The 17,716-nt window shown below is 66.8% G+C and carries 18 protein-coding genes and 3 pseudogenes; 15 read left to right on the top strand and 6 right to left on the bottom strand.

Annotation, left to right across the window (positions count from 1 at the left end; translation table 11 throughout):
- Positions 1-82: 82 nt before the first annotated feature.
- From DSC45_RS23820 to DSC45_RS23805, 4 genes are all read left to right on the top strand, one after another.
- Positions 83-1,099 (top strand): radical SAM protein, encoded by a 1,017-nt coding sequence (locus DSC45_RS23820; RefSeq protein ID WP_240434805.1) that lies wholly within the window; start codon positions 83-85, stop codon positions 1,097-1,099.
- On the top strand, positions 1,096-1,743 hold the full coding sequence (locus tag DSC45_RS23815; protein WP_119293979.1) for a dTMP kinase: 648 nt from the start codon (positions 1,096-1,098) through the stop codon (positions 1,741-1,743). The genes DSC45_RS23820 and DSC45_RS23815 overlap by 4 nt, the downstream gene beginning before the upstream one ends.
- Positions 1,744-2,216: 473 nt before the next feature.
- Complete coding sequence (locus DSC45_RS23810) at positions 2,217-3,047, top strand: STM4013/SEN3800 family hydrolase (protein WP_119293978.1); 831 nt, start codon at positions 2,217-2,219, stop codon at positions 3,045-3,047.
- Positions 3,028-3,468: an NUDIX hydrolase gene (locus DSC45_RS23805; protein WP_119293977.1), complete on the top strand. Its 441-nt coding sequence runs from the start codon at positions 3,028-3,030 to the stop codon at positions 3,466-3,468. The genes DSC45_RS23810 and DSC45_RS23805 overlap by 20 nt, the downstream gene beginning before the upstream one ends.
- A gap of 86 nt (positions 3,469-3,554) precedes the next feature.
- Here DSC45_RS23805 and DSC45_RS23800 read toward each other — a convergent pair whose 3' ends face one another.
- Together DSC45_RS23800 and DSC45_RS23795 are read right to left on the bottom strand one after the other, a co-directional pair.
- Entirely contained in the window at positions 3,555-4,001 is a 447-nt protein-coding gene (locus DSC45_RS23800) for an FxLYD domain-containing protein (RefSeq protein WP_119293976.1), read from the bottom strand.
- 472 nt (positions 4,002-4,473) lie between these two features.
- Complete coding sequence (locus DSC45_RS23795) at positions 4,474-4,674, bottom strand: SRPBCC family protein (RefSeq protein WP_240434804.1); 201 nt, start codon at positions 4,672-4,674, stop codon at positions 4,474-4,476.
- Positions 4,675-4,795: 121 nt separating this feature from the next.
- Here DSC45_RS23795 and DSC45_RS36525 point away from each other — a divergent pair.
- Positions 4,796-4,904, top strand: a pseudogene (locus DSC45_RS36525) (IS3 family transposase); the annotation flags it as partial.
- A gap of 204 nt (positions 4,905-5,108) precedes the next feature.
- On the opposite strand, the gene DSC45_RS23785 reads toward DSC45_RS36525, so the two are convergent.
- Together DSC45_RS23785 and DSC45_RS23775 are read right to left on the bottom strand one after the other, a co-directional pair.
- Positions 5,109-5,711 carry an AAA family ATPase gene (locus tag DSC45_RS23785; protein WP_162929321.1) on the bottom strand — a complete coding sequence of 201 codons (603 nt, stop codon included), beginning with the start codon at positions 5,709-5,711 and terminating at the stop codon, positions 5,109-5,111.
- Positions 5,712-6,589: 878 nt separating this feature from the next.
- Positions 6,590-7,024, bottom strand: a complete 435-nt coding sequence (locus DSC45_RS23775; RefSeq protein ID WP_119293972.1) for a glutaredoxin domain-containing protein — start codon at positions 7,022-7,024, stop codon at positions 6,590-6,592.
- Between the two features lie 220 nt (positions 7,025-7,244).
- Here DSC45_RS23775 and DSC45_RS36520 point away from each other — a divergent pair.
- The 7 genes and pseudogenes from DSC45_RS36520 to DSC45_RS23740 form a co-directional block, all read left to right on the top strand.
- Positions 7,245-7,532, top strand: a pseudogene (locus DSC45_RS36520) (DUF6807 family protein); the annotation flags it as partial.
- A gap of 617 nt (positions 7,533-8,149) precedes the next feature.
- Positions 8,150-8,815 (top strand): hypothetical protein, encoded by a 666-nt coding sequence (locus DSC45_RS36125; protein WP_205571408.1) that lies wholly within the window; start codon positions 8,150-8,152, stop codon positions 8,813-8,815.
- A complete protein-coding gene (istA, locus tag DSC45_RS23760; protein ID WP_162929340.1) occupies positions 8,778-10,409 on the top strand; it encodes an IS21 family transposase in 1,632 nt (543 codons plus the stop codon). Before DSC45_RS36125 ends, istA begins: the two co-directional genes overlap by 38 nt.
- Positions 10,406-11,203 (top strand): IS21-like element helper ATPase IstB, encoded by a 798-nt coding sequence (gene istB / locus DSC45_RS23755; RefSeq protein WP_119293969.1) that lies wholly within the window; start codon positions 10,406-10,408, stop codon positions 11,201-11,203. The genes istA and istB overlap by 4 nt, the downstream gene beginning before the upstream one ends.
- A gap of 54 nt (positions 11,204-11,257) precedes the next feature.
- Positions 11,258-12,247 (top strand): phosphotransferase family protein, encoded by a 990-nt coding sequence (locus DSC45_RS23750; RefSeq protein ID WP_119293968.1) that lies wholly within the window; start codon positions 11,258-11,260, stop codon positions 12,245-12,247.
- Positions 12,248-12,510: 263 nt separating this feature from the next.
- Positions 12,511-12,732: a hypothetical protein gene (locus DSC45_RS23745; RefSeq protein WP_119293967.1), complete on the top strand. Its 222-nt coding sequence runs from the start codon at positions 12,511-12,513 to the stop codon at positions 12,730-12,732.
- Between the two features lie 215 nt (positions 12,733-12,947).
- Positions 12,948-13,689: pseudogene (locus DSC45_RS23740) on the top strand (transposase); the annotation flags it as partial.
- A 67-nt stretch (positions 13,690-13,756) separates the two neighbouring features.
- Here DSC45_RS23740 and DSC45_RS23735 read toward each other — a convergent pair.
- Entirely contained in the window at positions 13,757-14,383 is a 627-nt protein-coding gene (locus DSC45_RS23735; RefSeq protein WP_240434803.1) for a GrpB family protein, read from the bottom strand.
- 231 nt (positions 14,384-14,614) lie between these two features.
- On the opposite strand from DSC45_RS23735, the gene DSC45_RS23730 reads away from it, so the two are divergent.
- From DSC45_RS23730 to DSC45_RS23720, 3 genes are all read left to right on the top strand, one after another.
- Positions 14,615-14,839: a hypothetical protein gene (locus DSC45_RS23730; RefSeq protein ID WP_119293965.1), complete on the top strand. Its 225-nt coding sequence runs from the start codon at positions 14,615-14,617 to the stop codon at positions 14,837-14,839.
- A 115-nt stretch (positions 14,840-14,954) separates the two neighbouring features.
- Positions 14,955-15,362 carry a DUF4190 domain-containing protein gene (locus DSC45_RS35845; RefSeq protein ID WP_162929320.1) on the top strand — a complete coding sequence of 136 codons (408 nt, stop codon included), beginning with the start codon at positions 14,955-14,957 and terminating at the stop codon, positions 15,360-15,362.
- A gap of 489 nt (positions 15,363-15,851) precedes the next feature.
- On the top strand, positions 15,852-16,181 hold the full coding sequence (locus DSC45_RS23720) for a hypothetical protein (protein ID WP_119293963.1): 330 nt from the start codon (positions 15,852-15,854) through the stop codon (positions 16,179-16,181).
- Here DSC45_RS23720 and DSC45_RS23715 read toward each other — a convergent pair.
- Positions 16,152-17,008 (bottom strand): IS5 family transposase gene (locus DSC45_RS23715; protein ID WP_119293962.1). Its coding sequence is split into 2 segments (ribosomal slippage): positions 16,152-16,669 and positions 16,669-17,008, totalling 858 coding nucleotides; the frame shifts between segments, so codons are not numbered across the junction. The two genes, DSC45_RS23720 and DSC45_RS23715, sit on opposite strands and share 30 nt — an antisense overlap.
- Positions 17,009-17,716 lie beyond the last annotated feature (708 nt).

The raw sequence follows: 17,716 nt of genomic DNA, 5'->3' as shown, positions 1-17,716 counted from the left end.
CCTGCCTGGGATCGACCGCCGCCCGCGCCCTCCCCGCGAACGGATGGCCGGTCCAGCGGTTCCAACGACGGAAGGACCCCCGGTGACTGCTTCCACCGCACCTGCCCACACGGACTGGACCGCGTTACGGAACTTCGCGGCCCTGCGCGGGCAGCAACGCGTGTCGCTCACACCTGTGTGCAACATCGGATGCTGGTTCTGCCACAACGAGTCCGATACGCCGCCCGCGCTGACCCGCAACACCCCGGGCCTGGAGCACCGGGCGCGAACGCTCACGGCTGACGATCTCCTGACGACGATCAACGCGTTGCGTCAAGCAGGCCTCAAGCGCGTCTACTTCACGGGCGGCGAGCCCTTGACCTCGCCGCTGGCGCGAGACGTCCTCACTGGCCTGACGCCCGCCGGGGCGGACGGCTCGTACACGCTGATCACGAACGGAACCCGCGTCCGTACGCACCGCTCGTGGCTCGCGCAGGCACCGCTCGACAAGATCAAGGTGTCGCTGCACTACTTCTCCGACGACTCGTTCCGGGCCATCGCCGGCACCCGCCTGCCCATCTCCCGGGTTCTCGACGGCATCGAGACCGCGCGCGAGCTGTTTGAACGCGTTGAGCTGAACTGCCTGTTGCAGAAGGAGAACGCGCACGAGGTCCGCAGGATCCTCGACTACGCCCTGGAACGCCGGATGCCCGTGCAGTTCATCGAGCTGGTCGGAACCGACTTCAACGCCGACCGCGCCTCGTCCGCGCTCGCGGCCGACGACATCGTGTCCCACCTGCGCACGCTGACCCGCGAGGAGCACGTGGAGATTGCTGGAGTCGGCCAGGGGCGACGGGTCTTCAGGATCGACGGCGTCGAAGTCGACGTCATCCACCGCGACCTCGGCCGCCACCACGTCGGCCAATGCGGCCCGTGCCCGCTCCGCAAGCAGTGCGTCGAGGGCTTCTGGGCCCTGCGCGTCGACCACGGCGGAGGCGTTCAGCCCTGCCTGCTACGCGACGACCTCCGCCTCGACGTCCAAGACCTTCTCAACGAGCCGGACAAGCTCGCGGCTGCCGTCGCCGACCACGTCACCGGCTTCACGGAGGGGACCCTGTGACCTCCGCGCTCCCCGCCCCGTACACGCCTCAACCCACAGGTCGACAGGGACCGTTCGTCGTTCTCGAGGGTGTCTCCGGGATCGGGAAATCCACTCTCGCCGCGCTCCTGGCCCAGCGTCTCAAGTCCAGCAGCATCCACACGCTGGCCGACCCGCATCAAGCATGGTCCTCGACGGCCAACCAAGAACTGGGCGCACTGCCGCAGATGGCGTTCTATCTGTCTGGCCTCCTGCACGCTTCCGACCTGATCAGGCAGCGCCTGGCCAGCGGCCCGGTGATCGCCGACCGCTACACGTCCTCCGTCACCGCATGCCACGCCGCAGCACACGGCATCGACCCGACGGACGTGGCCCGCCTCATCGACCCGTTCCGCCCCTACCTGGCGCCGCCGGATCGCACCTTCTACCTGCTCGGCTCCACGACCGCGCTGCGTCGCCGAATGCAGACGAAGACCGACCTCAAGCGCGACGACACCGACCTCTTCGCGATACCAGGCCGGCACGCGCAGCTCACCGCCAACTTCCACCACGTGGCGGCACACGACCCGACAGCAGTCCTCGTCGACACCGACCACCGCACGCCCGACCAACTGGCCGACGTCATCTGCACGCACCTGGAGCAGCCCCGTGCTCAATCCCATTGACCCCGACGTCGTGATCCGTGACGGAGGCGCCCACGGCACATACCCGGGCAGCATCCACCCCGGCGTCGCCTGGTGGCTGGCCTCCTGCTTCGTCGTCCTCACCCACACCCGCGAACTGATCGCCGCGCACGACGGCCACGCCATCAGCCGCAGCTTCCACGAATCTCTGTGCACCGGCGCCATCAACGCCCAGCACTACGCCTGCACCGTCATGGACCTCGGCGAAGCAACCCCCCAACGGCTTCGCGCAGCTCAACAGGTCCACGGTCTGCCCGCGTTGTACGTCACGCACACACAAGACGGCGCAACGACCCACATGTCCGTCCGGGTCCAACAGGCGGACGGCACACCCCTGACCCCTTCCGGCGGTCTCGACGCCATCCGGCAGATGATCGCAGCCGACCGCGTGCCGATCCCCGTCAACGCCGCGGCGAAAGGGCGCATCACCCCCTGCAGCACCCCCAGGAGCCCGGATGATCGACGCAGCCCACATCGTGCGCAGCGGCACCGGCATTCTGTTCGTCACGCTCGACTCACTGCGCTACGACGTCGCCCATACAGCGCTGGCCAAAGGCCAAACACCCCAACTCGCACGCCTGCTGCCCAACGGGGCATGGGAACGCCGGCACACCTCTGGCACATTCACGCTGCCTGCACACATGGCGTTCTTCTCCGGCTTCCTGCCGAAGCTCCCGCAACCAGAGCAGCCACCGAGACTCTGGGAGTGCAGGCCGCCTGCCTTCAAGACCGTGACACCCGGAACATTCGTCTTCGAATCCCCGAACCTGCTCGCTGGCCTTGCCCAGTTCGGCTACCGCACCGTGTGCATTGGCGGCGTCACCTACTTCTCGCGCGAGACACCCCTTGGATCAGTGCTGCCGGACATGTTCGACGACGACCACTGGCGCCCGGAGTTCTGCTCACCCGAGCCGGACTCCACCCGCCACCAAGTCGACCAGGCCCTGGCCGTCGCCGACGCACACGCCGACCGCCCTCTGTTCCTGTTCGTCAACGTCTCGGCCACCCACGTCCCCCACGGCCACTACCTCGACGACAGCGCCGACACCACCCGCTCTCAACAGGCAGCCCTCGCCTACGCAGACCCCCACCTCGGCCGTCTCATCACCTCGTTGACCCGCCGCAACCCGTGGCTGATCATCCTGTGCGCCGACCACGGCGACACCTACGGCGACAACGGTTACCACGGCCGGGGCATCGCTCACCCGAAGGTCGTCAACGTCCCCTACGCCGCCTGGCACGCCCAGCCCGCTACGCTCACGCCGCATGAGCGAGACCCGCACTGAGCCCTGTCGTGACGCCTCCGTCATCGTCGCCCGCGACGATCGCGACCACGTCGCCCTGCTCTCCGCGCCCTTCCCCGAGCACGGAGGCGAGTACCTGTTCCTGCCCGGCGGACGCATCGAGACGGGCGAGGACCCTGCCGCGTGCGCCCGCCGCGAACTCGCCGAGGAGGCCGGCGTCACTGCGCAGCTGTGGCGTTCGCTCGGCTCGTACGTGATCACGCTCGGATCCACCAGCCGCGTCCACCTGTACGAAGCACGCTCCCTGACCCTGGGCCCGCAGAACCTCACCGAATCCGAGCAGGACTTCAAGCTCGCCTGGTGGCCGATTCACGATGCGATCACCGCAGCAACGCAAGGGCGATTCCTTCTACCGGCCGGACCACTCGCCCTGCTTCTCGCCACCCGCGACGCTTGCCCATGACCTGCACCTGAGGGGGACTACTGATGCTGCCCGCCGACTCCGCGTTGGACGTCAGCCCCGTCGCGGGGCTGTGGGCAGGTACGGGGTTACAGGGAGGCCCAGCGTGCGATCTTCGCGATCCGTACGGTGTCGACCTTCGGTAGATCGTCGGTCGTCAGCAGAGCGCCGACCTTCTCCCGCGTGACCTGCCCCGGCTGCACGCTGCTGGCGCCGGCGAAGTCCTCGCCGATGCGCTCGCCGGCCTTGTTCAGGAACTCGACGGTGATGGAGTAGTCCGAGGTCTTCTTGCTGTGGTTGGTGATGGTGACCTTCGCTTCGCCCTGTTCGAGCCCGTAGCCCTGGTCCTTGACGGTGAACTTGCCGAGCTTGACGTCCTTGGCCTTATCGGAGGTCTTGGGCTTCTTCTTCGCGGCGGCGGACGGCTTCTTGCTGGGGGCGGTTTCGGCGTCGACCGTGCCCGCGCAGGCGTTGGCGCCGGCGCCGAGGGCGATCACGGAGGCAGCGGCGATGAGGGTTTTACGGGTGCGGTTCATGGCGCGGGGGTGTCTTTCTGTTCTGTGGCGGGTGCCGCGCTTGCGATGTCTCTAACCGTATAGGGCGACCGGTGTTTCCGCAGGTCAGAGGCACTGTAGTGTGCGCGAGTCCCGTGATTCGGTGATGTCCCGTGTGGGGGCGACGCGTCCCCCGACGCCGTGCCGACCCTCATAAAACTAGCGGACCCCCCAATCCAGATTCTCGGTAAGAAGTCCCGCCATAGCGGGACCAATGTCCCGACTCGCTTCAACCCTCAACTAGGTGTACTGACCAGAGAGGCTGGGGGGATGGTGGGCGGGTGCATTGTGGTGGACATTGCCGGTCTTTCCGCTGTGAAGGGTGACGATGGCCAGGTGTATGAGTGACGTCTCGTGCCCCCGGCCATCAGGTGGCCAGCGAACGGTGCTGCGTGGAGGTGCCTGCTGTTCAGCGGGTTCTCGTGCTGGCCTTGCCTGAAGAGCTGCTTTGGGCTCAGGGGTTTTTTGGGCGCAGGGCGCCTTGGTCGTCGAGGTCGCTGAGGACGGCAGGCAGGCCCGTGGTGAGCATTTTGGTGCGGACGGAGCCGAGGATTTTGGCCATGAAGAAGCCTCCGGCGCCGGTGAAGCCGGTGTGGTCGTAGGTGAAGCGGGTTCCACTGCCGTGCGGTTCGAGCCGATAGGCGACCTCGGTCACCTCGCGGCCACCTTCGTCCTGCCACGAGTAGCGCAGACGCGGAGGTGTGGCCGCCCGCCCTCATGCCCGGCAGACCGCTGACGATGCGCTCGCGCACGAGTTCGCCGCGGTGCACGTAGCCTCCCGCCGCACGTACCGGCCCCCCACGCATCCATGCCGAACTGCGGCGTCTGTGGCGGCGGGTGAACCGCAAGCGCATCGCCCGCGTGATGCGCGAGCGTGACATCCGAGGCGTCCCCCGGAACTGTGGGTGCCCGGCTCGTACGCACTTCCTGCCGCCGCGGATATCTCATCCGCCAGCGCAGGAGCACAGCACAGATCTCCTGAATCGCCCTTTGAGGCTTGCATGAGCGCCACGATGAGTGGCCCGAACGGTTCTGAGCGGGCAGCGGGGTGACTCGTCGCTCTAACCCGGCAATGCTTGCTGGATCAAGCTATTGGCTCCCGATGCGGGCCTCGGTCCAGGCGCGTGCAAGGATCTCGTCCACAGTCTCGGTGGGAGTCTGGAACGATGTGTCGATCCAGAGGCCGAGGTGTGGAGTCTCTTTGCGAAGGACCTTGTCGAGCATGTGGACGGTCAGCGTGTCGTAGGCGTTCTTGGTTCTGACGGCCTCGCGCTCCAGGACGGCTTCTGGTTCCGGCGCGAGGACGACGACCAGCAGCGGCGTGCTGTGGATCTGCGCGACGGTCTGGGCGAGGTGCTCGCCGAGGATGACGTCTTGTGCGACCACGGTGAAGCCGGCTCGGAAGTAGTCGTCGCTGGTGTGTGCGGTCAGCTGGTGACGGAGCCGCAGCTGGCGGATGGCCTCGTCGCTGGGGGCGGAGGTCATGTCGGCGCGGTCGTTGACCACCATGCGGCGAAATTGGTCGCCGCGCACGTGCACGGAGCGCGGCAGCCGCTCGGCCAGTGCCTGCGCGACCGTCGATTTCCCGGAAGCCTGGATGCCGGTGATGAGGATGACCGCCTGTTCGAGCTGCGGGAATTCGGGACTGCCGTGCTCGTCCACGTTCGGCGATACCTTCGGACTGCTGGTCATCATTGCCCTTCTGAACGGGATACTTGGGGGCGCCGGTTGGCGACGTCGGCGGCTCGCCGCCATTCGACGGTGACGGCAACGGCGATGTCCATGCCGAGGGTACGGACGAGGACTGCGGCGGGCAGCGGGTGGTCTTCCGCCTCGGTTGCCTCGTCGCAGCCGGTAGCCCTGCTGGTCGGCGGGGACAGGGATAGCTGTGCGGATGCCTCGCCTTCGGGGGTGTTGGCGGACGGCACGTGAGGAGTAGGCCTTGTCGGCCAGGACGAGATCCGGTCTGGTGCGGGGCCGTCCGCGACGGCGCGGAACGCGCAGGCGGGCCATCACCTCGGGGAAGGCGGGCGCGTCCTCGGCCTGGCCGGCCGTGAGGACGAATGCTATCGGCCGGCAGCAGGCATCAGCGGTGAGATGGATCTTCGTGCTCAGTCTGCCGCGGACCTCCCGATGGCGTGGTCAGTTCAGGTCCTCGTCCGCGTCGGCCTGTGCTATCAGCGCGGCGAGCACGCGCTCCCACGTGCCGTCGGCCGCCTACATGCGTAGCCGGTTGTGGACGCCTCGCCAGTTGCCGTACTTCTCCGGCGGGTGCACCCACTGCGATCCGGTCTGGAACTTCAAGGCGATCGCGTCGATCCCCTCGTGGGGGCGGGACGCCCCGTAACCACCACACCAGCGCGAGCCTGCCTACCGGTGCCACGTCCGCGCTGACCGGCTATCAGATAGTCAGGTCTGAAGGTCGAGCAGACCGACCGAGGCAGTCCAGCCCTACCTAGTCCTGATCGCCCTGTGCCGCACGGGGCGGCCGATGAGCCCGAGCCGTGTCTCGACTTGCCCTTACCTCGGTGCGCTTGAGTTTGCGTGTCGCCGTAGGGCGCGGCTTCTGATCACGCTGAAGGGGGGAGCTGTTCGCGTACCCATTCGGGATCAGGGTTGGTGTGTGGCTGGCCCGCCACGACGACGGTGGGCACGGTCTCGTTGCCGTCGTTGGCTGCTCTCACCGCTGCGGCTGCTGCCGGGTCGCGCCAGATGTTGACCCAGTGCAGCTGGCGGGCGCTGCGGCCCAGCCGGATGCGCAGTCGTATGCAGTATGTGCAGCCCGGCCGCCAGAAGACGACTGGCCGGCCGTCGACCGCGCCGCGGCGTTGTGCCTCCTGCGCTTCGATGGACCTCGGGAAGATCAGGGGAGAGGTCACGCCGGCGAGCACCAGGAACGTCAGGAAGAGTGCTGCGGCTGTGCCGGGGCTCTCCTTGAACTGCCCGGTCGTGAGGGCTGAGCCGCTGAGAACAAGCAGCATCGGCAGGATCCAAGCGCGCATCATGGTGATGCAGGCTACCGATGAGTCGAAATGCTCACGATTCGTCTGGCCATGGCGCTTTCCTGGAGCACCGACGGGGAGGGGGTTGTCCCAGCGAGTAGGGTCCTGTCGCCCGTTCGAGCGGGGCGGCGGCCCCAACTTCCCTGGGGTGGCCCCCGCGTTGTGGCGCTTCGTCAGACGGCGCCGAACTCGCCAATGTTCAGGGCTTGAATGCACCCCGGTCGCCCCCTGGCTCGCGTACACCGGCGAGTTCGATGAGCGGGACGGGCACGCCACCCTGGTCTTCGCGCACGCCCCGGAGAACGACCACGCGGGCGAGGCCGGGACACACCCGGCCCACTGGTTCGTGCGCAACGAACCGATCCCCGTGGTCGGGCCGTCCTGGGCCTTTCACGAGGAACTGGTACTCGCCCCGGGCGCCGATCTCGCCCGCCGCTAACGGATCGTGGTGGCCGACGGCCGCTGGACCCGCGAGCAGATCGTGGCCCAGCTCGCGGCCCGGGCCTGGTGAACGATTCTGGGCCGGGCACCTCATGCGCGAGATACCCGGCCCAGCGGTCCTCGGCCCTGCATGCGTGTTTCTCCACGACCGACACCCCTAACAGCCTCCCCGCCCATACCTCATTTTCCGGGAGGCGACAGGTGTGTGCGCCGCCCGAACTCCGCGACGATTGACCAGCTATCCGGTGCCGTCGGCATCGCCGAACTGGCGTGACGGGAGGGGAACTTGAACCTGGCGTACAACGTTGTAATATTGGGGCGCGTGCGGCGGGGGTTGCTGGTGGTGAACGTGGGAGCCGGGGTTCTCATCGGGTATGCGTTCGCGGTGCTGGTATAGCACCGTCAATGGACTGGGGTCCGGCCACTGTCGGCGGCGGCCGGACCCCAACTTACGCCCAAATGCAGACTGTTGTTCGCCTCGCATCACCTGGGCGCTGTACCGGTGAACTGCGTTCCGAAAAAGTACGGCGATAGAGGCAACGCGTCGGCTCGAATGGCCGTCTAGTGGTGAATAATCCCAGGTCAGGCATAAGAAGTAGTGGTGCATTTCCTTCGGTGAAGGTGTACGGTCCCCCGAGATCGTTTATCGGGCGCTTACGTCGCCCAGTAACCCGTGGGGGGTTTCCTATGTCTTTCAAGCGCAGAGCCGCAGTAATGGGTGTCACGGTTGTTGCATCCGGAGCGTTGATCACTGGCACGGCCCCGCTGGCCTCGGCGGACGCTACACCGGCCCCTTCGCCGTCCGGCACCGAGATCGTGCCGATGAGTGCAACGGGCTCCACCGTGATTGGGTCCTTCAATTACACGTGGAACGGAGTCTCGGTCAAGATCCCCACTGGCTGTTTCTTCACCCACACCGTGAAGGGCAAGGGTAAGAAAATCACCAACCAGTTCGCCGGCGCAGACTGCGCCGGAGTGGGCGCGTTCACGAAGTTCTGTAACTGGCGCATCGACTTCGCCTACGCCGGCACCAACGGCAAGACGTACAAAACGTCCAAGGGTGCGACACACAACTCGTGCAAGACCGCCGGGACGAACCTGCGCCACAATGCGCCGCAGACGCTGAAGAAGTACGGCAAGGCCTGTGCCCGTCTGTACGTGTGGCTTTATCGAGCAGTAGTGACGTCGCTTGTCGATGAGTTTGGGAGGCGCCCCGTTCCACGGACGGGTGGTGTTGATGAGTTTGGGAGGCACTGGGTCTCTTGCCAGGGCAGCATCGGGGTGCTCCTGGTGAAAGGTGCTGGTCATGCCGCAGATGTCGAGGGTCGAGCTGTACGCGGCGATCCGGCGTGACCATCGCGGTGGCATGTCGATGCGGGAGCTTGAGCGCAAGCACGGCGTGACGTGGCGGACGGTTCGCAAGGCATTGGATTCGGCCTGGCCTGAGCCTCGGAAGAAGCTGCCGCCCCGGGCGACCGCTCTGGACCCGTACAAGCCGGTGATTGACGGCATCCTCCGCGGGGATCTGGATGCGCCGCGCAAGCAGCGGCACACCGTCACCCGCATTTTTCACCGCCTGGTCGACGAGCACGGGGCGGACGTCTCCTACGGGATGGTCCGCTATTACGTTGCCGCCCGGAAGCCGGAGATCCTGGTCGAGTCCGGCAAGGCCCCGCTGGAGGCGTTCGTCCCGCAGACCCACCAGCCCGGGCACGAGGCGGAAGTCGACTTCGGGGACGTGACGATCCGTCTCGCCGGCGAGCTGGTGACCTGCTACTTGTTCTCCTTCCGCCTGTCGTATTCGGGCAAGGCCGTCCACCGGGTGTTCGCCTCATGCGGCCAGGAAGCCTTCTTCGAAGGCCATGTCCACGCGCTGCGGACGCTGGGCGGTGTCCCGCGGAGCAAGGTCCGCTACGACAACCTCAAGGCCGCCGTCGCACGGGTGCTGGGACTCAGTCGGGCCAGGGTGGAGGCCGAACGATGGATCGCGTTCAAGTCGCACTTCGGCATCGAGAGCTTCTACTGCCGTCCGGGCATCGAAGGCGCCCACGAGAAGGGCGGTGTCGAAGGGCAGATCGGCTACTTCCGCCGCAACCACTTCGTTCCCGTTCCAGAGGTCGCCTCGCTCACCGAGCTGAACGAAATGGTCGAACAGTGGGACCGGCAGGACGACACACGCCGCATTGGCACCCGGTCCAAGACCGTCGCCGAGTACTTCGCACTCGAACAGCCGCTGCTGATGCCGCTGCCCGAGGAACCGTTCGAGACGGGCCGGCTGTTCACCCCGCGGGTCGACCGCTATGGCCAGATCCCGGTCCGCACCAACCGCTACTCAGTGCCGATCCGGTTGATCGGCAAACGTGTGCGGGTCGTCTTGCACGCTTCTCACCTGGTGGTTTACGACCAGAACGTGGAAGTGGCCCGGCACGAGAGGCTGATCGCCAAGGGCGCCGTCCGCCTGGAACTGGATCACTACCTGGAGGTCCTGGTCCGCAAGCCCGGTGCGTTCCCCGGCTCCACCGCCCTCGAGCAAGCCCGCTCAGCGGGCAAGTTCACCCCCGTCCACGACGCCTGGTGGGCTCAGGCTCAGAAGGTCCACGGCGAGCGGGACGGCACCCGGGCCCTGATCGAGGTCCTGCTGCTGGGCCGGCACCTGCCGCACGAGCACATCGTCGCCGGTCTGGCCGCGGCCCTGCGGGCCGGGGCGATGACCGCCGACGCAGTCGCTCTGGAGGCCCGCAAGGCCGCCCAGGCCGAGACCGAACCCGACCTGGCAGGTCGGCCGCTGCCTGGCACACCGCCGACGAACGTGACGTCCCTGCACGAGTGGAAGCTGTCCCACCTCCCGCCGGACACCAGGCCCCTGCCGTCGGTGACCCCCTATGACCAGTTGCTCCGACGTCGTCGCGCCAGCGGCGGTGACCACCCAGAGGGAGAAGCACAGTGACTCTGCCCCGCCAACGAGGCTTGACCGAGCAGGCCGCCGACGCCGCCATCGACACCGCCTGCCGCATGCTGCGGCTGCCGTCGATCCGCAACGAGTTCCCCGAGATCGCCGACCGGGCGATGAAGGACCAGATGACCTATCGCGGCTTCCTCGCCGAGCTGCTGATGACCGAGTGCGACGACCGGGCCCGCCGCCGCTCGGAACGGCGGATCAAGGCGGCAGGCTTCCCGCGGGAGAAGTCCCTGCGGACCTTCGACTTCGACGCCAACCCCAACATCGACCCCGCCACCATCCACACCCTCGCCAGCTGCGAGTGGATCAAGAAGAGCCAGCCGCTCTGCCTGATCGGCGACTCCGGCACCGGCAAGTCCCACATGCTCATCGCCCTGGGTACCGAGGCCGCGATGAAGGGCTACCGCGTCCGCTACACGCTGGCCACCAAGCTCGTGAACGAGCTGGTCGAGGCCGCCGACGAGAAGCAGCTGAACAAGACCATCGCCCGCTACGGCCGAGTCGACCTCCTCTGCATCGACGAACTGGGCTACATGGAACTCGACCGGCATGGCGCCGAACTGCTTTTCCAGGTACTGACCGAGCGCGAGGAGAAGAACAGCGTCGCCATCGCCTCCAACGAGTCGTTCGGAGGCTGGACCAAGACCTTCACCGACCCCCGCCTCTGCGCGGCCATCGTCGACCGCCTCACCTTCAACGGCACCATCATCGAGACCGGCACCGACTCCTACCGCCTCGCCAGCACCCGAGCACGAGCCGAAGAGCCTGCCAAGGCCGGCTGATTCGGGAAGCCGACTCGGCCCGACGGTGCATCTGGCCAGGGATAGGGTCGTCGGATGCGCCAGTTCACGGATGGTGAAGCCTTGTCAGGGATCGTGCAGGAGGCACTGGGGGCGGAGGCCCGCGTTGCCGGAGTGGACCGGTTGCGCGGCGGGAGCAAGAAGGGGGTCTACCGGGTTCACACGAGCGGATCACGTGCAGCGACTGTGATCGTCTACAGCTGGGCCGAGGCCGAGAACTTCTGGCCGGCTGCGGAAGCCATCGACCCGGCCCACCCGTTCGCTCCCGCCTCCGGGCTGGCCCCCTTCCTAGCGGCCCAGCGGAGACTGGACGGCCTTGGAGTCCGGGTTCCAGGGGTGCTCTTCGCAGATGACAGCCGACGCCGCTACCCGGCGGACGTGGCAGTTGTCGAGGACGTTGCCGGCGGCACTCTGGAAGCGCTCCAAGAGACGGATCCCGCACGCGCATCACATGCCTTGAGTGAGCTGGCCGCCATGCTCGACGTGATGCACCAGCAGCACAGTCAGCACTACGGCAGGGTGGACGTGCTCGAACGGGGCGACAAAGCGAGTGGCGATTCATGCGAGCAACTGGTGCTCGAACGTGCCATCGAGGACCTCGCTGAGGCGGCCGAACGCGACCCCAGCATCGGATTAGCCGCAGCTTCTTTGCACGATCGCTTGCAGGAGCTGGCCACACGAGTGGCGCCGCGCACGCAGCACGGACTGATCCACGGCGAACTCGGGCCCGACCATGTCCTGGTCGATGCCTCCGGACACCCTGTCCTCATCGACATCGAGGGCCTGATGTTCTTCGATGTCGAGTGGGAGCACGTGTTCCTGCAGCTTCGCTTCGGTGATCAGTACCCTGCTCTGTCCCGCTCCGGACTTGATCCGGCACGGCTCGACCTCTACATGCTCGCCATGCGTCTCTCACTGGTGGCCGGACCCCTTCGCCTGCTCGACGGCGATTTCCCGCACCGCACGGCGATGCAGGAAATCGCCGAGCACAACGCGAAGGAAGCGCTGGCTCTGTTGGTCTCATAGCACCGCGGCCGCCACATACGCATCGCTTCTGCCGCTACCTGCCTCGACGGCCAGCCGCCCTGACGGGCGGCTGGCCGTCCCGCGTTCCCCTCACTCACTCGGCAGTGCCGTCATTTCTCCTCGACACTTGCGAGTCGGCTGATCGACAACTGACTCCAGAACCAGTCGACAAACGCTGTTCCTGGAGATGAACGAAGCCAGTACGTGGGTGGAAAGTCCCGCGCGGTGCAGTGCCACAACATCACCAAGTGAGGACAGCCCTGATGCCGAAGGACGACGACGAGAGGACACCCACCACCGCCCAGTGGTGGGGGGAAATCGCGGTCTTCATCGTCACGACGATCGGTGTCGCGGTACTCGTCGCCGTCGTGTTCGCAGTGGCCTTCGGGCGCTCGCCCGTCGTAGACCTGGGAGGTCTGCTCGTCGGTGGCGCGGCGGGGGTGTGGGCGGCGCGCTCGTACCGCCGTAAACGCACCGGGCAGTAGCAGGAACGGCAAGGGTGCAACGACTGCTTGTCGTCGTTCGAAGTAGGGCCCGGCCGATGTCGTCCGGGCCCTACTTCGTCCGTGTGTGGTTGGAGGCCCGGCGCGTCGGTGCACCACGGCTCTCACGGGGAGGGAGAGCGAGAGGGCAACGCCGGGCCTCCAACCACACACAGTAAACAGTCGGACACGAACTGTCCGTGTGGATGGCTAGTGCCGGCCGGATGATCCGCATCGGCCGCGAAGCATTACGCTGTCTGCTCGCCCGCCGTGGCGTCACCTTCCAGCGCACCAAGACGTGGAAAGAGTCCCCGGACCCCGAGCGCGACGCCAAGCTCGACCGGATCGACGAAGTCCTGGACCGCTTCTCGGACCGGGTGTTCGCGTTCGACGAGTTCGGCCCACTCGGGATCAAGCCCACCGCGGGCTCGTGCTGGGCCGAACAACGGCTCCCCAACCGGCTGTCCGCCACCTACCACCGCACCCACGGAGTCCGATACTTCCACGGCTGCTACTCGCTGGGCGACGACCGCCTGTGGGGCGTCAACCGCCGCAGGAAGGGTGCCGCGAACACGCTGGCCGCACTGAAGTCGATCCGCGCCGCCCGGCCCGACGGCGCACCGATCTACGTGATCATGGACAACCTGTCCGCCCACAAGGGCACCGGCATCCGCCGCTGGGCGAACAAGAACAAGGTCGAGTTGTGCTTCACTCCGACCTACGCCTCGTGGGCGAACCCCATCGAGGCGCACTTCGGACCGCTGAGGCAATTCACCATCGCCAACTCCCACCCCCCCCAGCCACACCGTGCAGACCCGGGCCCTGCACGCCTACCTGCGGTGGCGCAACGCCAACGCCCGCCACCCGGGCGTCCTGGCCGCCGAACGCAAGGAACGCGCCCGCACTCGCAGTGAGAAAGGCATCCGATGGGGCGGACGCCCCTTCACCATCGCCGCATGACCAGCCATCCAGTGATCATTTCCGACGACTTTGCCGGGAGTTGCGCCTGAGATCGACCCCGGCCCGCCTACGCATCCGACTCGGAACTATCACCCGCCATCGCCCGGTCGAGGATCGCCGCAACGACCTCGGACTTGGCGTCGGCGTAGTTCTGCATGTACTCCCAGGACTGCCGGGACAGCGACCGCTTGGCGTCCGCGTATAGCTTGCGGTCGCCGCTGTCTGTGCGCAGCCGGTCGCGAAAGCGCAGCATACGGACGACTTCCTGGCAGCCCTCGGGAAGGACGTGCAGGTTGGCTGATTCGGTGCTCGGGTCGAGGCCGTGCTTGCGCAGCACGCGGTGCTCGTACCATCCGGGCTCACGGATGACGAGCGTGAAGCCCAGGCCCTCAAGGGCCGGTACGTAGCCCGCCTCGTCGCCAGGATCGGGGACGGTCAGGAGCATGTCGATGACCGGCTTGGCGGGCAGGTCCGGCACGGACGTGGAGCCGACGTGCTCGATCCGGTGGTCGACATGGCTGAGGCACTCACGCATGCGGGCGGCCTCCTGCTCGAAGACCGCGGGCCACTGCGGGTCGTACTCCCGCAGCGTGACTTGGCCGTTGAGCTTGGGCGGCACGACCACGTGGACCGCATCGATCTCCTCGGCGGTCATGGGGATGCGCGGCACTTCCTTTTCTGGCCGTTCGGACAAGGGAGCTCCCGTCAGCACTCTGAGGCCATGGAGCCAGGGCTCGTGGCAATGAATTAATGGCTCGCCGGCCCCAGTGCGGCTGGTGGTTATCGTTGCACCCCGCACATCCAACCGCCACGACCACCAACCCGGCGAACCTATGCGGTCAGAGCACTAGATTGGGCCCGGGTCCGAACTGCACTGCGCACCCGACGTCGAACCCCTCCTCACCCACATCGCGGCCGTCACTGTGTGCGCCTGTCGGCGATCCTGTCCGACCTCATCGGCGAATGGCTTGTCCACCAGCCGGACTCGACATGGTCACCGGACCGCATCGACGCCTCCGTCCTCATGGCGGAATACCTGCTCGGGCCGCCGTCGTCGGCGAAGCCGGTGTCGACGCCGAAGGGCTCCCGCAAGGAGATCGCAGCCCGCAACGGGCGGGCAGGTGCCCGGATCGGGAAGCGCTCGTATTGAGCCCGACGTGCATCGTTAGCAGCGGACAGGCCAGTCTGTGTCGAATTGCGGGGTAAATACCGCCGTGTGAGCCTGGATCGATTCAGCGGTCAGGGCCGTGAAAGGGCAGGGTTTTATGGCACAGCACAACCCACATGCTTGGGGTCAAAATCAGCCCGCCCCCACCCCGCAGGCTCAGGACGCCTACCCGTACTCGCCTCAATATCATCCGGATCCTCGGCAGGTTCCGGCCGAGAACGGGCCCGCTACAGCAGCCCTCGTATGCGGCGTCATCGCCGTCATCGGCGGCATCATCCCGCTGGTCAACCTCGTGTCCGGCGTTGTGGCCATCGCTGCGATCGTCCTCGGCTTCGTGGGGATCGGACGCGCGCGCCGAGTACGGGCTGGCAAGGGCAAGAGCATCTGGGGCATCGCCCTCGGGGTCATCGGGATGGCCCTCACGATCTTCGTCATCGTCGGCGTGTTCTACGCAATTGACGATGGAGTGAAGAAGCTGGACCAGGGGATCGCGCAGGTCCGCTAATCGCGAAACAGCTGTGCGCTGTAGCGCGTTCCGTCACTTCTCGGAGGCGTTGTCTCAATAGGCTCTGTAGGCACCTGAGATGCGTCGCCGGTCGTCGCCCGTCATCTGCTCGGCACCCGGCACCGATCCGACAGCGCGCAGCTGTGCCGCGTCGCCGTGGCCGCACCGCCGGCCTAGTTTCGTCAGTGCGGCTTGCAGCGCGCCGGGAGAAGCGCGGCCCAGCCACATGGTGTCGTCAGCCACCACCCATACAACGTTCAGCATTCCCCTCTGCCGCCCGTGAGCCCCTCACGGTCGTACCCCGGAGCGGAGTCCCGCGCCATGAGCGCGAGGGGGATCAGCCCCGCGAGAGCGGCGGCAGTCACCAGGAGCGCTATCCAACCCGGTTTGCCCCTGCGCCTGACTCGTCGGTGCCTGCTAAAAGCGCCCCTCAGCGTCTCGACCGTTCCCTCCCCATCCCGCAGGGGGAAATGAGAGCATCCCACTGCCATGCGATCACTCACTGAGCAGTACGCCGAGTATCTGGACACCTATCAGCGCATCGTGCGCGCGCAGGTCGAGGACACCCTGACCAGGGACATCCCGGGGGCGATCCAGAGCTTCGGCATCCGAGAGGATGGGCGGGGCGTCTGGGCCGAGATCGTCATCGAGCTGCGCGGGGTGGACAAGCTCTACCGCCGCCGCACTCTCGTCATCGACGCCGCCTCGCACCCGCCGCCTGATCCGGCCGACTTCGCCGCGACGCTGTTCGCCACGAACGCGGTCGAGGAGGAGTTAGTGATCCCGAGGCTACGCAAACAGTGGATCGAGAATGACTAGGACGGTGTCCGATGTGGTGAGTCGGACGAGGCGTTTGTAGCAACAGATTGCTGCGGCGAGCCCGAGAAAGGCCAGGTAGTTCGAGGGGTGGCGCTCGTAGCGTGGGCTGAGCCGGCGGTAGCCGGTCAGCCACGACATGGTCCGCTCGATCACCCACCTGCGGCGTCCCAGCCGTTCGCTGGACTCGACTCCTTTGCGTGCGATGCGGACGCCGATGTGCCTGCCCCATAACCATTTCCGCAGGTGGGGGACGTCGTATGCCTTGTCCGCGTGCAGCCGGGTGGGTTTGAAGTAGCGGCCGCGGCAGGGGTCGTGTCTCGTTTGGTGACCGGCAACCATGGGCTTCAGGGCGAGGCTGTCGTGGACGTTCGCGGCGGAGATGCCAACGACCAGAGGCAGTCCGTTCGCGTCCGACAGGACGTGCATCCTGGAACCCGGCTTACCCCGGTCCACGGGGCTCGGACCTGTGTGTTCGCCCCCTTTTTTGCCCGCACGTGCGCGGAATCCAGCACGACGCGCGAGACGTTGACGAGGCCGGCGTCGTCGAGGCGGTGCACCACCGCTTCATGGAGACGGCCCCAGACACCAGCTCTCGACCAGATCATGAACCGACGGTGCACCGTCGACTTCGACACCCCGAAACACGGCGGCAAAGCCCGCCACGAACAGCCGCTGACCAGCACATACACGATCGCCGCGAACAACGTCTCATCAGGCGTGTCCTGCGTCCCGCCACCCTGCGGCCGCACCCTCGAAGACGGGATGAGAGGCCTCGCCATCTCCCACAGCCCGTCCGGAACAATCCAACTCCACATCCCCTGAACCATGTTGGACAGTCCTACCCATCCTCACCACATAGGACACCGTCTTAGAGACTGTCTGTTCCGCCGCTCCGAGCGGCCGGTCGGCCGGGTTGTCCGGTGTCAGCTGAGGTGGGGTGGGGGGACTGTCGGCCGCCTGGCCTGGCCTGGGCGGGCAAGGCAGCCGACAGAGACCCGCCACGCTCCAGGGTGGGACCGCCTGTCAGGTCGTCGCCTGACACAAGGCGTAGATCGTCAGGGGAATCGTCTTGGTTGTCCCGTTGTACACGTGGGCCATCCACGATGAGTTGCCACCGTGTGGCCCATCTCCCAGGATGGTGAGCGTGCCGGTCTCGGGCGCGGTGTTAGCGTGCCATCCACCGCTGACCATCTGCGTCCCTGCGGGGCAGCCTGGGCTGTTCATCTGGCCGTTGCTGTGTGGCGCCATTTCGTGCGTTTTCGACACCTTGACGAGCGGGGCCCTGGAGGCGTCCTTGCCTGCCGGGCCTTCGGGCCCTCTGGGGCCCTGCGCCCCGTCGGCGCCGTCTGCGCCAGGTTCTCCCCTGGCTCCGGTGTCTCCCTTGGCCCCTTCAGGACCTCGGGGCCCTTCGGCTCCGGTGTCTCCCTTGGCCCCTTCAGGACCTCGGGGCCCTTCGGCTCCGGTGTCTCCCTTGGCCCCTTCAGGACCTCGGGGCCCTACGGCTCCGGTGTCTCCCTTGTCGCCCTTGGCTCCGT

The organism is Streptomyces sp. YIM 130001 (assembly GCF_003574445.1).
GTDB lineage: Bacteria > Actinomycetota > Actinomycetes > Streptomycetales > Streptomycetaceae > Streptomyces.
Note: the sequence above shows the minus strand (reverse complement) of the source record. Positions and strands in the feature narration are given on the sequence as shown.